General features: G+C 36.5%; 16 protein-coding genes. 8 read left to right on the top strand and 8 right to left on the bottom strand.

Annotated elements, in window-relative coordinates; all coding sequences use genetic code 11:
* The first annotated feature begins 372 nt into the window (after positions 1-372).
* Positions 373-843, top strand: a complete 471-nt coding sequence (gene yiaA / locus MHI22_RS22785) for an inner membrane protein YiaA (RefSeq protein ID WP_036127227.1) — start codon at positions 373-375, stop codon at positions 841-843.
* 250 nt (positions 844-1,093) lie between these two features.
* Here the strand turns inward: yiaA and MHI22_RS22780 are convergent, their stop codons facing one another.
* Entirely contained in the window at positions 1,094-2,143 is a 1,050-nt protein-coding gene (locus tag MHI22_RS22780; protein ID WP_058843317.1) for a 2,3-butanediol dehydrogenase, read from the bottom strand.
* A gap of 19 nt (positions 2,144-2,162) precedes the next feature.
* Positions 2,163-2,801, bottom strand: a complete 639-nt coding sequence (locus tag MHI22_RS22775; protein WP_058843316.1) for a GntR family transcriptional regulator — start codon at positions 2,799-2,801, stop codon at positions 2,163-2,165.
* Positions 2,802-3,306: 505 nt separating this feature from the next.
* On the opposite strand from MHI22_RS22775, the gene MHI22_RS22770 reads away from it, so the two are divergent.
* Positions 3,307-4,701, top strand: coding sequence for a hypothetical protein (locus MHI22_RS22770; RefSeq protein WP_089932118.1), 1,395 nt, complete (start codon positions 3,307-3,309; stop codon positions 4,699-4,701).
* Positions 4,702-4,863: 162 nt separating this feature from the next.
* On the opposite strand, the gene MHI22_RS22765 is transcribed toward MHI22_RS22770, so the two are convergent.
* Positions 4,864-5,202 carry a hypothetical protein gene (locus tag MHI22_RS22765; protein ID WP_340812673.1) on the bottom strand — a complete coding sequence of 113 codons (339 nt, stop codon included), beginning with the start codon at positions 5,200-5,202 and terminating at the stop codon, positions 4,864-4,866.
* A 268-nt stretch (positions 5,203-5,470) separates the two neighbouring features.
* Here MHI22_RS22765 and MHI22_RS22760 point away from each other — a divergent pair, with 268 nt between their 5' ends.
* Entirely contained in the window at positions 5,471-6,010 is a 540-nt protein-coding gene (locus tag MHI22_RS22760) for a helix-turn-helix domain-containing protein (RefSeq protein ID WP_036127271.1), read from the top strand.
* A gap of 32 nt (positions 6,011-6,042) precedes the next feature.
* A complete protein-coding gene (locus MHI22_RS22755; protein ID WP_036127272.1) occupies positions 6,043-6,903 on the top strand; it encodes a YitT family protein in 861 nt (286 codons plus the stop codon).
* A gap of 42 nt (positions 6,904-6,945) precedes the next feature.
* Here the strand turns inward: MHI22_RS22755 and MHI22_RS22750 are convergent, their stop codons facing one another.
* Positions 6,946-8,127, bottom strand: coding sequence for a YbfB/YjiJ family MFS transporter (locus MHI22_RS22750; protein WP_271912647.1), 1,182 nt, complete (start codon positions 8,125-8,127; stop codon positions 6,946-6,948).
* A gap of 100 nt (positions 8,128-8,227) precedes the next feature.
* On the opposite strand from MHI22_RS22750, the gene MHI22_RS22745 reads away from it, so the two are divergent.
* A complete protein-coding gene (locus tag MHI22_RS22745; protein WP_340812672.1) occupies positions 8,228-9,121 on the top strand; it encodes a LysR family transcriptional regulator in 894 nt (297 codons plus the stop codon).
* A gap of 198 nt (positions 9,122-9,319) precedes the next feature.
* The gene (locus MHI22_RS22740) at positions 9,320-9,637 is read left to right on the top strand and encodes a hypothetical protein (RefSeq protein ID WP_340812671.1); all 318 of its coding nucleotides are present in this window, start codon (positions 9,320-9,322) and stop codon (positions 9,635-9,637) included.
* Here the strand turns inward: MHI22_RS22740 and MHI22_RS22735 are convergent.
* Genes MHI22_RS22735 through MHI22_RS22720 form a run of 4 tightly spaced genes read right to left on the bottom strand, consistent with a single transcriptional unit; the run spans position 9,632 to position 13,047 of the window.
* Entirely contained in the window at positions 9,632-11,149 is a 1,518-nt protein-coding gene (locus tag MHI22_RS22735; protein ID WP_445668844.1) for an ATP-binding protein, read from the bottom strand. The two genes, MHI22_RS22740 and MHI22_RS22735, sit on opposite strands and share 6 nt — an antisense overlap.
* Positions 11,133-11,834 (bottom strand): response regulator transcription factor, encoded by a 702-nt coding sequence (locus MHI22_RS22730; RefSeq protein ID WP_036127280.1) that lies wholly within the window; start codon positions 11,832-11,834, stop codon positions 11,133-11,135. Before MHI22_RS22730 ends, MHI22_RS22735 begins: the two co-directional genes overlap by 17 nt.
* Positions 11,835-11,887: 53 nt before the next feature.
* Positions 11,888-12,475, bottom strand: coding sequence for a DedA family protein (locus MHI22_RS22725; protein WP_271912642.1), 588 nt, complete (start codon positions 12,473-12,475; stop codon positions 11,888-11,890).
* Positions 12,475-13,047: a class I SAM-dependent methyltransferase gene (locus MHI22_RS22720; protein WP_089932113.1), complete on the bottom strand. Its 573-nt coding sequence runs from the start codon at positions 13,045-13,047 to the stop codon at positions 12,475-12,477. The genes MHI22_RS22725 and MHI22_RS22720 overlap by 1 nt, the downstream gene beginning before the upstream one ends.
* Before the next feature lie 289 nt (positions 13,048-13,336).
* On the opposite strand from MHI22_RS22720, the gene MHI22_RS22715 reads away from it, so the two are divergent.
* Positions 13,337-13,894, top strand: a complete 558-nt coding sequence (locus MHI22_RS22715; RefSeq protein WP_340810152.1) for a hypothetical protein — start codon at positions 13,337-13,339, stop codon at positions 13,892-13,894.
* 414 nt (positions 13,895-14,308) lie between these two features.
* Entirely contained in the window at positions 14,309-15,208 is a 900-nt protein-coding gene (locus tag MHI22_RS22710; protein ID WP_340812670.1) for a hypothetical protein, read from the top strand.
* The last annotated feature ends 204 nt before the right edge of the window (positions 15,209-15,412 follow it).

Here is a 15,412-nt window from a genome sequence, read left to right as displayed (position 1 = left end):
AAGCAACAATAGGCAGCCACATCTACCTAACATATTCTGCTGTCTATTTGAATAAAATGAAAAAAAGTTATACACCTAGTTCTTATCGGTACAACAGATTCCTGCCCCTAAAAAGGAATTGCAACAAAGGACAGAAAAAATTGTCTCGGGGTAAAGGGCAAATTTACCAAGGAACAATAATCGTCCCTTTAAATTTGATGAAGCCACATTGACTATCTATAGTGCAGCAAAATAACGGTCAAGTATAAAGCCGCTTCCTTCAAAGGGGGTTGCTTTATTACTGAAAAGCCAGTTTTAGAGAAATTTCTGTTCTCATCACATCCCTGTAGAATAAGAATGTTTTGATACAGAGATAGAAGGAGGAGAAAGATATTGTCTAATCAAAATGAGACATCATTAGATAAGGGAAAACAGCCTGATCCGAAAATAAAAGTAGAAAGGAAAGAGGGAGAACCGACTGCTGCTTTCAAGGGTGCTTCCTGGGCAGCACTGTTCGTAGGTGTTACTGCTTATCTTATAGGCCTATTTAACGCAACGATGCAACTAAACGAAAAAGGATATTACTTAGCTGTTTTAGTATTCGGGCTCTATTCAGCAGTATCTTTACAAAAATCAGTAAGAGATAAAGATGAGGGAATACCAGTTACTACTATTTATTATGGTATTAGTTGGATTGCACTTATTGTATCTATTTTATTAATGGGTATTGGTTTATATAATGCTGGAAGTATTGTTTTAAGCGAAAAAGGATTCTATGGTATGTCATTTGTCCTTAGTTTATTTGCCTCCATAACAGTTCAAAAAAATATTAGAGACACACAGAGGGCAAGAGAAAGAAATTAAACTATATGACAAAAAGAATCGTGAAATTCATTCTCGATTCTTTTTGTCATTTTTCTTCTCTTATTATATTTCAAAAATATCGAGTATAAACGCTTTCTTAAGCTGCAACGCCCCTCTTCCCCTCAATGAAGTTCAGCAAATCCTTTGAAAAACAGTTTTGAATCATCAAACAGGCTATAAGAAAAGAGCATGACTATAATAAGCCATACTCCCTTTGTTAGGATAGATTTATTTTAATCTATCCATGTTATTAATTTTCTCCACTTATCGCGACTAAAATTTTAGATTGTGATTTGTCGTTTGTTAACGTTTTGAATCCTTTGTCAACAATGTCATCTAATTCAATTTGACTTGTGATGATACCCTGTGGATTTAGTTGACCAGAGCTCATTGCATCAATTGTTCTTTGGAAAATTGACGGTGTATAAACAATTGATGACAGTACATTAACACCTGTGTTTGTAAGCTGCATTGGATTCCATTCGATTGGTCTTGCAAAAATCGAAACGATCATCATGTTACCGCGTGGTTTTGTAACATCAATTGCTTGTTTAAAGGTAGGAGCTACTCCCGCAACTTCAAAGGATACATCAACCCCACCTGCTACAATCGATCGAACGGCTTGTACAGGATTTTCTTTACCAGAGTTAATGGCATGGGTTGCACCTAATTCTTTTGCCTTTTCTAATCGATCATCGGATAAATCTAATACGATAACTTTACTTGCACCAGATGCTTTTGCAGCGATTACTGTTAACAATCCAATTGGTCCAGCCCCAAATACGGCTACAGAATCTCCTAATGTAACCCCAGCATCTTTGACAGCTTGTACAGCAACAGCCATTGGTTCTACTAGTGCACCATCTTTTAATGTTAAGTTATCTGCTAAACGGTGTACATTTGTTACAGGGACATTGACATATTCCGCAAATCCACCGTTTCCATGTAGTCCGATGAAGTTAAATCCATCATATCGATCGACATCTTCATGTTTGTTTCTATAAGTTAATGTAGGATTGATGACAACTCGGTCTCCTGCCTTAAAGTCTGTAACCTTAGAGCCAACTTCTTCGATAATCCCAGCAAATTCATGACCCATTGTAAGCGGGGCAACTTCACCTGTTAATTCAGCTTTTACATCAACTGGTACAAAAACTGGACCTTCTTCGTATTCATGCAAATCACTTCCACAAATACCAGCCCATGCTACTTTTACTTTCACTTCTTCTTCTCTTAAAGCTCGTAATTCAACCTCTTCGACTCTAATATCTTTCACATTATGCCAAACTGCAGCTTTCATTTATGTTACCCCCATAAAATTATTTAAATTGGTACCATAAAATAACATCTTTAATAGCCACTCGTGCATGATTAAAATCCGACACTTCTATACACCTGATAAACGTGTTGATGGACAGATGGTAAGATTCAACTAGATCCATTTTCCATTTTGTTTGTGCAGCTACATTTGTAACAAATATGGTTTCTTTAAAGAATCGTAGCATCGCAATATTTCCTGTAACATCAAAAAACAATTGTAACAAGTGCGCAAACGAAACAACATATTCATAAATATTTTCAGCAGACTTTCTTTGTTTCATCGCTTCAAAACGAAGTAATAGTTCATTTTGCAAATCGGCATTCCATTTAGGTTCACACTTTGTAAGTGCAGAATCCAATAGGTAATAAAGCGCTTCCAAATAATCCTTCAATTCCTGATCCGATATAGTCTTAACTCTTACACCTTTATGTTGTACTTTTTCGACTACACCATCTTTTTGTAAAAGATAAAGAGCCTCACGGACAGGTGCATGACTTACTTGTAACTCTTTTGCAATTTCCGCTTCGATTAAGCGCTGACCTTGTTCATAATAACCAGAAAATATGCGAAATAATAATCGTTCAGCTATTTGTTCAGCAATTGTTTTTTTTGAAATTGAACTTTCATCAAACCCCATCAAACCACTCCATTAAATTTATATCCTTTATTTTAACATAGTTTAGTGTATAGGGTGATTAGCTATAGGTGTTATATATTATGGATTATAGATTATCGATAATCTATAAAAGTATTTTAATATAAAAATCCATTTCTTTCAATTATCTTGTTTGAGGTGTAGTTTTCGGCCACTATTGTATAACATCAAGCATCTTTTAAGAGGCCCTTTAATTTGCTAAGAAAGTGGTTGTTAAGTTGATTACTTGTTTATAATAAGAGGCATTTCATTGAGATAGTTGGCAAAGATGCAGATAAAGACACTAGAAAATCCTATAGTTTAGATTGCTTAAAGTTCTCCTTACAATTTGAGCACTTCATTAATAACTTAATTTCCCATCATTATTAGTTAATTATTTCTATTTTCAATTCACACAGCATTTCACCTAGGTCAAAATTTTTCAAAATCATCACCATCTTTTTTTCTCTTCATATTCTATAGAATCAGAATATTGAGGGGGAAACGTATGGGGATTGAATTCACAGCTCTCCATTGGATTTATGTTGTTTTTATTGTACTCATCATCGGATTTATGGTTAAACGTCGCGATACCACCCTCATTTGTGTAGTAGGCATCTTTATGCTAGCGATTGTTGCGACTGGCGATTTCACTTCGTCCATAAGTGGTGTGTTTAACAGCTTTATTTATGCTATTACAGAGCTGCTATCAACGATTCTTATTATTTCGATTATTGTTGCCATGAGTCGAGTGATGATGACTTCTGGTATTAATGAGGTTATGGTTGCACCTTTCACGAAGATTATTAAAACACCAGCACTCGCCTATTGGACGATTGGTCTATTAATGATGTTTATCTCATGGTTTTTCTGGCCATCCCCTGCAGTCGCACTGTTAGGGGCGGTGCTCTTACCTGTTGCGATTCGGGCTGGCCTCCCAGCACTTGGCGTTGCCATGGCGATGAACTTATTTGGGCACGGTATTGCGTTATCAAGTGATTTTGTCATACAAGGGGCTCCAAAACTAACGGCTGATGCTGCTGGAATTCCTGTTGGTGATGTCGTTTCAGCTAGTATTCCACTCGTCATTACAATGGGGATTGTAACGACAATTGTTGCTTATTTTTTCTTACGACGAGATATGAAAAGAGGAACCTTACTTTTGAATACTGTCGGTGAAGCTGGTGAAGATAGACATGAAATTGTGGAAAATTTACTGTCTGTCGGGCAAAGACGATTTTTTGCTGTACTCATTCCCATTGCTTTCGTCTTAGATGTCATTGCAATGGCTGTCTTTAAATTGCAAGGTGGCGATGCAACAGCTTTAATCGGAGGAACTTCTGTTTTCATCTTACTTTTGCTTAGTGTTGTTACTCACAAAGCTGAGGGGCTCGAAAAGACGACAAGCTATTTGATTCAAGGATTCCAATTCGGCTTTAAAGTGTTCGGACCTGTCATCCCTATTGCCGCCTTTTTCTATCTTGGAGATGCTGGCTTTACACAAATTCTCGGTGACCATTTACCCGCTACCTCACATGGAATTGTCAATGATCTTGGTGTTGGTCTTGCTGCGGTAGTACCTTTAACAAAGGAAATTGCCGTGGTCACTTTAGCAGTGGTTGGCGCTATTACAGGATTAGATGGCTCAGGCTTTTCGGGAATTTCCCTAGCTGGCTCTGTCGGCAGTCTATTTGGCAATGCCATTGGTGAAGGAACCGCAACATTAACTGCTTTAGGACAAATCACAGCTATTTGGGTTGGTGGCGGAACATTGATTCCTTGGGCATTAATTCCAGCCGCTGCCATTTGTAATGTGAGCCCATTTGAGCTAGCAAGACGAAACTTAATCCCTGTGGTCATTGGGCTTGTTGCGACGACGATAGTTGCGGTGTTTTTGATTTAATTAAATAAAACTACTTCGAAATGAATTCTCCTAATGAGAGTAGACGTAACTAGGCGAAAAGAAAGAGAGAAATCGAACACCATCGATTTCTCTCTTTTTGACATTTTTCTAAAAGTGCATTCAGAAATACAGTTTATAGTGTTTATTTTACTGTTAAAGGAATCATTTCTGATTGGCGATCGTTATCTCTACCTCTGTATCTTGTAGTGCATTGGAACAGCCTTCCCCCATTAGAATTACGCCGTTTTTATCCAATGAATCTGAACCAGAAGTTTCTATACCATGTTTAAGTGTATAGTTCACTTCTTTAGGCAGAGGTTGATCACCAATATATCGAATAGTGCCACTCGTTGCACCACACTGATCACTTTTCATTTTGTCGGAAGTTACCTCAAACTGCACTTCCCAGTTTTCATTTTCTCCTACAAAAGTCAAAACTTTAGGCATACAACCAGATACAAACATCACACAAAGTAAAATAGTTAAAACTTTATACTTCATCCTTTTGCACCCTTTTTACAAGTATTTATTTAGGCTATGACTTTGAAGATATTAATGATGGGGACGATAGTTGCTATGTTTTTAATCTACCATCTTAGTAGAGAGTGATACAATGAATTATTTCCTGTTCCTTCTATAAAAGAGGAAAATTCACTTGCCATATGACTGTACATCTTAAAAAAAATATATTATATTTGATAACGTTCTCATTTTGATAATATTACTTTCTTTCCTTAAAGCCATCTCATTTTTAGAAGGAGGAGAATTGATGCACAGCAAAGCAGATGTCTTAATACATCCTGTGAGAATGAAGATTTTACAAGCTCTGTTGCATATGAAAAAGGAAGGCTTAAGTACTTTAGAGATGATTACAATCATTAAGGATGTGCCACAAGCTACTTTATATCGCCACATTCAAATCCTTATGGACGAAAACATCATCAAAATTGTTAGAGAGCGAAAAATCCGTTCAGTTACAGAAAAATTTTATGCCTTAAATGAACATGCGGCAAAATTTAGCGAGGAGGATTGGCGAAAACTAACGAAGAAGCAAAAATTAACGTATATGTCCTATTATCAATTAACATTACTGTCTAAATATCAACATTATTTATCCTCACTTGAAGAAAAAGAAAGTGAAAGCGACTTAGCTACTTTTTCTTTACATGATTTAACCTTAACTACTGATCAATTTGTAAGCTTCGAACATGATCTTAACAATTTACTCACTAAATACTATAATATGGCCGACTCAAATAAAGGTTCTGAGACTAAAACAATTGCGATAAATATTATTCCAAAACCTTAAGTACTATTGACGTAAAGAAATGGAGAAGATTTATGAAAAAAGGAAAGTCACTAGAAAATATACGAAAATTAATTATGATTATTATTGGAGCAGTGATTGCCGCTTATGGACTAGAAGCTGTATTAATTCCAAATGCTGTCATTGACGGCGGTGTAACGGGTCTAAGTATTATGGGGGCTCACCTCTTCGGAATCCCGTTAGGCATACTGCTCTTTGTCTTAAATATTCCGTTCATTTATATCGGTTATAAGCAAGTTGGAAAAACCTTTGCATTAATGAGTAGTGCTGGTATCGCAGCATTATCCATTTCTACGGTGCTTTTACATGATGTTAAAACCATTTTAGGCCCAAATGATCCCTTACTGATTGTCTTATCTGGTGGTATGCTGCTCGGTGTGGGTATCGGGATTGTATTACGTAACGGTGGTGCTTTAGATGGTTCTGAAGTTTTAGCTGTACTATTATCACGTAAAATTCCATTTTCAGTCGGCGATATTATCTTATTTATCAACGCCTTTATTTTCTTAGGGGCAAGCTTTATCTTTGGCTTAGAGAGTGCTTTATACTCAGCTTTAACATATTATATTGCAAAAAATGTTATTGATATTATCCAAGTTGGTTTAGAGAAATCAAAAGAAGTTCGTGTGGTTAGTGCAAAATCTGAGGAAATTGGGGACGCGATCCAAGCTCGTCTAGGACGTGGTGTTACTTATACACATGGACGTGGTGGTTTCTCTAACGAACCAACGGAAATTTTAAACTGTGTCATTAACCGTATGGAAGAAAATAAATTAGTTTCAATTATAAAGGATATCGATGAAGGTGCTTTTGTTGTCATTTCTGATGTTTCAGAAGTTCGTGGTGGGAACTTTAAGAAACGAGATATCCATTAATGTAAAAGTAAGTAAGACACAGATAGGTCTTACTTACTTTTTTTATTCACTTATGGGAGCAGTCGTCCTATCATATTTTACTCCACCAATTAAACATAGAGCCCCAAGCACTACTACGGCTGCAGCGCCTATCAATGCATACTGATAGCTATTCGTCATATTCGCCATTGTCCCTGCTATGGATGGGCCAATCATTTGGCCAAATGCATAACCAGCAGTTAAATAGCCTATAATTTGATGACTGTTTATCGGTACAATATGTCTTGCTAATGTTGTGCCAACTGTTGTAATGCCCATAAAGGTTGCACCAAAAGTAAAGGCACTGGCATAAAGGGTAAGCGTATTCGTTGTAAATGCAGGTAACACGATACCAAATGCTTGCAATAGCATAGAGATCAGTAATGTTCTTACATAGCCATAATGCTGTGCTAGCTTCGACCATACAATACATGAAGGAATCGCCGCAACGCCCACTACAAACCATACAAAAGCTGCATCTCCATGAAAGCTTGTTGACTCCTGTGCAATCGACACAATAAAGGTACCTGTGACAATATAGCCAAGCCCCTCAAGGCTATAAGCTATGATTAACCATTTTAGCCACGTCTTCGGTGGAGCTTTCTGAGGCGCAATGGCTTGACTTACTAAGTGTTGTTCATACGGTGGGATCGGTTTGATGAATCTTATAATCAGCACAAACAATACGACACAAAACAGAGCTAAAGCAATCCAAGTTCCATTCCATTGAAAAATGGCATGTATTGGTGAAACAATGATGGCACTTAAAGCAATACCTGTCCCTACCCCACTATAGAAAAGTCCTGATAGATGCATGTTACGACTGCTAGCTAACTGATCAAGGACAAGGCTCGCAATGACGACAAAAATAAAGGCACTCATTACACCTGAGATAAACCGCAGTATGTACCATATAAGGATTGCATTCGTAATGCCCATGAAGGCAGTAGTTAAAATGCTAATAACGAGTGCTAGCTGTAAAAAAGGAATGCGTTTATTTGCTATAGGTAAACGCCCTGCCACCAATGCTCCTACTAGATAGCCTAAATAATTGCTTGTGGCTAAATATCCTGCTGTTGCACGGCTAAATTCAAATGTTTCTTGCATATACGGTAAAATAACTGTATAGGAGAAACGAGCGATGCCCATGGCGATTACCAATGTAAAAATCCCACCAATTACATATTGAATCGTTTGCTTGTGCATAGAATCACTCCTTCCAATTTACTATAACAAATATCCAGATATCACAAATAGACTCAATTCGTTATAATAGGTATCAAAAAAACTGATAGTTGGAGGATCTATGAATATTAATGATTTAACGATCTTTCGGACAGTCGTCCAAACAGGTAGTTTTTCTAAAGCTGCCACAGCACTTAATTACACGCAATCCAACATCTCTATGAAAATTCAAAGTCTTGAGACGCTGTATAGCACAACATTTTTTTATCGCGGACATCGTGGAATACAGCTTACACCGAAAGGAGAACAATTTTACGAGCTAGTCTTAAAAATGCTTCACCTCTATGAAAAATCCTTTGAGATTGTTCAGGATACAGGAGAACCAAAAGGTGTATTACGAATTGGATCAATGGAAACGACTGCAGCACTACACTTACCAGCGTTATTAACCATATTTCATCAAGCTCATGAACAGGTGGATATTACCATTTTGACAAGCCCTTCACAGGATAATATTGACCGGTTAGAAAATTATGAATTAGATGGTGCATTTGTCACTGGACCTGTTTATAAAGAAAATCTATTGGTAAAGGAGTTTGTCTACGAGGAGCTTGTTATTGTCACATCTAGCAAGCATAAACCAATTAAGCAGCTGCGAGATTTAGCGAGTAGCACTGTAATTACATTCCGTCATGGCTGTTCCTATCGGGCTATTTTAGATCATTGGTTACATGAGGATGGTGTACGCCCACAAAATCGAATGGAGTTTGGAACACTTGATGGAATCTTAGGCTGTGTTGCTGCGGGATTAGGTTTTACCTTACTTCCTCGTGCCATCACGGAAAAATATAGTGCCACACAAGCATTGGCACTGCATGCGATCACGAACAAGCAAGCACAAATTCCTACGTGGTTTATTTATCGTAAGGATGATGTACAGTCTCCTATACTACAGTATTTTTTAGAATCTCTTGATGCTTACCAACGTTGCGAGAATACTAGCCAAAAGTTTTGAAATGCTTTCTATCACTTTGGTATTGCTATCCATCACTTTGATAACGCTATCCACCACTTTAGTAACGCTATCCTTTACTATCCACCTTCTACTAAAAAGCTGTTCAGCACATAATCCTTGGCTGAGCAGCTTATGTTTTCTTTTGACGACTGAATACATTTCCTTTAGGCTGTAATTACATACTGAAGGGAGCTTTTTATGGATATTTTTATCGCTAGTAATCGACAATTACCTATCCGCTACTATGTGCAGGAAGCGGTCTGGATTCGTCGTGGAGGGAGCACAAAACTGCCAGAGTTAACACTGCCGTTTTTCGTCGAGGTAGAGATTCAAAACCACTATAACTTACAAATCATTACAGACTATATTTTTGACTTTCAAAAACAATACAAGCAAACAGAAATTCAACTCTTCATCAAGGACACAGCTCTCCTAGCAACCATGCAGGAAATGCTGGCTCATCATAAACAGAAACAACATGCTATTTACATTCTTCCACTGCAATTGAACTTATGAAGCTGCTAATGGCAATGTAATAATAAAATACAATGTCTCATTTTTATATTTAGCGTGAATCGTTCCTCCATGAAGCTCTACGATGCTTTTGGCAATCGCTAACCCAAGTCCCGAACCTTCTGTAACATTTGTTCTCGCTTGATCCTTTTTATAAAATCTCTCGAATAAACTATCAAGCTCCTCCGTTGTAAAGGCATCACTTTGATTTGCCACGCAGATACGCATATGATCGTCTTGCCCTTCAAGAGAAACCATAATTTTTCCATCATCAGCGCTATAATTAATAGCATTGATGAGTAAATTATCAAACACACGAACAATTTTTTCCGAATCAAGCGCCGCAAAAATTTTTTCCTCTGAGAAATGTTTCATAAAAATCCGTTGTTTTTCCTCTGCTAAGGGTACTAATTCCTCCATTAGTTGATCGAGTAGCTCATTCACACAAACCTGTTGTCGTACTATTGTATTTTTATCATTCGTTAGCTTGGTATACTCAAATAAATCATCAATTAAATTTTTCAATTGCTCAGATTTAGAAAAAGCTATTTTCAAATATTCGTCATACTGCTCTTTCGTCTCATACTTCTCTTCGCTTAATAAACGTAAATAACCCATAATAGAGGTAAGAGGTGTTCTCAGGTCATGTGAAACATTTGTAATAAGCTCATTTTTTTGTTGCTCGATTTTTCGCTCCATTTCGATGCTTGTCATAATTTCTTCCGCCATTTGGTTAATATTATCGGTTAGTAATGCAATTTCATCTTGTCCTTTTTTCTCAATACGATAAGCTAAATTTCCTTTTGCGATGACCATAACCCCCTCTGCCAATGCCTCAATTTGATTCATTTTACGCTTGGTACTATAGAAAAAAGATACGATAAACAAAATAACCCCAATGAAAAAAGGTATGGGCCCTTCGCTTGTACTAGTTATCGCTTCACCTTGTGGAAGCCCACTCACGAAGAAATAATAATTTTTATCTTGCAGGGTTAGCGGCACTAACGTGGTAAATGCCTCTCGTGATGTTTCTATCGCACCTGGATACGTATGGTTAAACGGTTGATTGATTGCAAAATCCATGACATTTCTTATTTCTTCATGCAGATCAATTTCTTGCTCTTTGACCTGCTTGGTTTTATATAAAATCTTCCCGCCCTCATCTGTCACAATAATTTGTAAAGCATTCTGGTCACTGTCCACCTTGTCATTTTCTTGGTCAATCCATTGCTTTAACACATTAACACTATTTTCTTGGATCGCTAATTCTGCTGTATCCTGTGCCTGATAATACATCATCTGCATACTGGCACTATAATCCACCATCACGGTCTCATTGATATTCTCAAACAATGGGAGGACTGCACGTGACACCAAAAAGCTGCCCAGCGCACATAGGATAAACGTTGTAAATAGTTGAATTCGAATGCTACGCTGAATATTGTTTTTTATCTTCGTACCGATTTGTTTGAAGAGCCCTATGAGCTTACATAAAAACCTAAAGATCTTTTTCAACTTTATATCCTACTCCCCATACTGTTTTGATATATTGAGGATTTCTTGGATTTGTTTCAATTCGCTCTCGAATTTTACGTATATGGACCATCACTGTATTTTCTGATTGAAAAGCCTCCTCTTTCCAAACCCTTTCATAAATTTGCTCTGCACTCATCACGATGCCTGGATTACGGACAAGCAATTCTAAAATCGCAAACTCTCTTGGTGTTAACTTGACTTTTTCATTATTGACAAAAACCTCATGTGTTGCAGTATTAATACGTAAATCACCGATTTCCAGCTCTTCATTATTGCTGCTATTCATGCCATTCATTTTCAGATAGCGACGAAGCTGTGATTTAATGCGGGCAATTAACTCTAACGGATTAAAGGGCTTTGTCACATAGTCATCAGCGCCTATTGTTAAGCCAACAATCTTGTCCATATCCTGAGATTTTGCTGTCAGCATAATAATAGGCATTTCCGCAATTTCTCTTACCTTCATACACATTTCAGTACCATCCACTTTAGGCATCATTAAATCCAATACAATTAAGTGCACCTGATGCTTCTTTAATAGCTGTAAGCCTTCATCCCCATCACAAGCCTCTAGCACATGATAGCCTTCATTTTTTAAATAAATAGCAATAAGATTTCTTATCTCTTTTTCATCATCTACAATTAAAATGGTTTCTTTACTCATCTAACCCCACCAATAATCAAATATTTGTCCATTATAACGTTTCCTCATTTTAACTATTTTTTTAATTTTCGTATATAAAAATAATAAAAACTGCTGATGATTACGCTGAAAATTCCAAAATAAATACCATATTTAATAGCCAGCATCGAAATAACTTCCATTTGACTGCCAAATAATAAACCAAGTGTAAAATACATCAATGTCCAAACAAAGCCTGTTGTATAGGAAAACAAGGCATACGTTTTAAAGGGCATATTATTCATCCCCACCAAGTACGGTAGGATATGTCGAACAATCGGAATAAAATAGCTCAGAACTAATGCAAAGCGACCATATTTATTTAGTAATTCCTTTGATTTTACAAGGTATTTTGCCTTGTTCTTTTTGATAAGTTTGTCGAGCACTCGATGTCCAAAGATTTTACCAAGGAAATACCCTAGTGAAAGCCCCGAAACAACACCTAAATAGGTCAGTAAAAAGGATTTCCATACGACCATTTTTTCTAACGAAGATAAAAAGCCACCACTCATCACAATCATCTCATCTGGTAGCGGCATCCCTATAATGCCTAACCATAAACTAAAAAACAAAGCAAAATAGCCATATTGTTCAATGAATCCTAAAAGATCCTGTAGCTCCATTAACTAGCCCTCGTATGACCAAGTTTACAGCTTAGTACATATGCTGGCGGCATATTCATCCATACTTTTTCATGAGAAATATCTTCAAAATATGTTTGAAAGAATGCTTTTTTCACAAGTGAATATTGGAATGTTATAAATTTTCCATTGTGTAAACAATCCTTCACATTGCTTAAAATACAACATGATACATCAGACTTTAAAGAGGTAAATGGCAGCCCAGAAATGACATAATCAATTTTTTCTATATGGAGTTCGTCCATAAACTGCCTTAAGTTTTCTGCTGAGCCATTGACTACCACAACATTGGCTTCATGTGCAAATTGATGACGTAGCTTTTCACAAAAAATCGCATTATGTTCAATGAGAATAAGCAATGTAGCTGGCTGCTTTCTTTTCACAAGCTCTGTAGTAAAGGAACCCATCCCTGGTCCAAGCTCGACAATGCATTGAGCCGTTTCAAAGCAAATGGGTTGTACCATTTTATGAGCCAACTTTTTGGAGCTAGGTGATATTGCTCCAATTGTTTTCGGATGTTTGATAAATTCAGTTAGGAAGGTAATGAGTTGCATGTCGTTTTCTCCTCGCTTTGCTTACATTGTTGATGGTTCTAACTATAAAGAGTATTTCTTAAAGATTTGCAAGGAGAATTCTTAACTTTTTCTTAAGGTTTTACAATATTTGGTTGATTCCATAATGGTTACATCTTTGTATGGAATATTTGTAGGTTAATAAAAAAAATCACTCATTCTTTGAGATGAGTAATTTTTGACAAATAGCTATATGGAGCGACTGCTGACAACACCTTCCATTATTGATATAATTTAATAGAATAACGAATTATGTAAGGAGACAACATTTATGAATAAACCTTTTTATAAAAAATGGTGGTTTATTTTAATCATCACATTTATTGTAATTGGTGCTATTGGAACTACAAGGATTGGTGACGATCAGAAAACTTCTGAAAAGGAATTAAAGGAGAAAAATGATACCATCGTTATTGATATGAAAGCTGCAAATGATACAAGTATCCCCCTAGAGGAACGTATTGCCAAGATAGCTGCTGATTTATTTGGAACTACTACAACTGATGGCCGCGATCGAGATATTAGGGTTGAAAGCATGGGAGATACCTATTATTTAAAGCTGATGATTGATGATTCCATAACAAAAAAGAAAAAGCTAAATGATGCTCAACAAAATACAGTTAAATTACTTAAAATTTTAAAGGATGTAGAGGATATGGGTAATATCCACATCAATTGGCAAGATCACTTCAAAGATGATTATGGTAACCCTACTACTGGGTCTGCAATGACCACGGTCATTAAAAGGACGGATATGGACAAGATTGATTTAGCTAATTTCCAAGCATCTGACTTGAAAAAGATAGCTTCATATTACTATAGTACATAGTGTTTTTAAGTAAAATCGGCTTTTCAAATATGAAGTACACAATGAAAAGTCACCAGGAATTCAATTTTAAATTATTAGAACACCTTCCAAACAGTTGGAGGGTGTTTTTGAAAACTAATTTGATTTTTGAGTCTTTCTTTAGTTCCTCACATATTACTTGCTGAAGTTTGTATGATTTATTAAATTTTGAGGTACACATTGGAGTAGACATTATATGTGTCCCCCGCTATCACTTATGTATCAATACATTCCCACTGAGAACGACTTTTTTCCTCAAGAGTCATAAAAGATTAAAAGGTCCATTGTTCTAATGATTATTTCCTACATAAAATAGGCATACAATTGCTGCCAAACGAATAGAAACCTATATAGAGAACAATTAGTCATGGGAAAAATAAAGTGGGGTGTGAAAGGATGCTTAAAGTAAATGATGCAAAAGAAATGGTACTTGAAATTGTGCAAGATGACCCATTGTTTGTTGCACTACAACATACGCCTTTAGAGGAGAATCTTTATCAGGATGCCTATTTAACAGACATCGATGAATCCAAACACTATACAATAGCAGAAGTCGCGGGCTGGTTTGATATTACAGACGCTATGCTTCGCTACTATTTAAAACCATTTGAACAATACATTTTTGACAATGCATCGCCGAATGTGAATGGTAATATTCGTTTAAACCTGCCTGCTATAGTAAGGCTAAGAATGATTTTATTATTGAAGGATGAGTATCGTGTGAGGGGGATAAAATTATTGCTAGGCATTGATGATAATGGTCAATTGCTGAAACATCAAATTACCGCAACGACTATGGATTCTGATGATTTATCACATAAAATTGATGTGCTTGGAAACGTCCTACAGCAGATGATCCAAACTGGCCTCTTTCAGATTTTGCCAGATGAAGAGCAAGGAACATTACAAGTAAACATCAATCAGGATTTTCTTGCTCAAAATATTCAGCGATTATCCGCAGACTCCGCTCTTCAAGTAGAGGAAATTCAAAAAGAAACAGTAGAATTGAAACAAGAAAATGAACATCTCCAACAGCAAATTTCAGAGCTACAAGAAAACAGTGTGAAGGATATTGTGCAGAAGATTAGAGAGCGTCATATAGAAAATGAGATTGTATCTACTTTGCGAACGGAAGCATTACGGCTTTTTTCAGAGAAGCATAAAGTAAGTTTTTTCACTAAAATGTTCAAGTCAGCTCAAATTGAGATGGATAAGGAGCAATTTGTGCTAAGCTATATTTCTCAGCATTTAGAAGAACGCTTGGAAGTGGCATTGAACGATTATTATGACAAATAAATTTGAACAAAGGGTTATCAGCAGAACATGCGTGAGACTAGCTAAAAGGCTCATCGTCATGTTCTTTTTTATATGCGCATAATGCGCTAGCTATTTATACTCCTTACTATTACTACCTTGGTGACAATCTTCGAAATGTTGTTTTCTTATGAGCTAAACATAACAAGGCTATTGCTGCAAAATTTCGGTCTACTTTTGTTGTAG

The organism is Lysinibacillus sp. FSL L8-0312, from assembly GCF_038003285.1.
In the GTDB taxonomy this organism is placed as follows: domain Bacteria; phylum Bacillota; class Bacilli; order Bacillales_A; family Planococcaceae; genus Lysinibacillus; species Lysinibacillus fusiformis_D.
The sequence above is the reverse complement of the archived record's forward strand: the minus strand, read 5'-3'. Positions and strand labels throughout refer to the sequence as shown.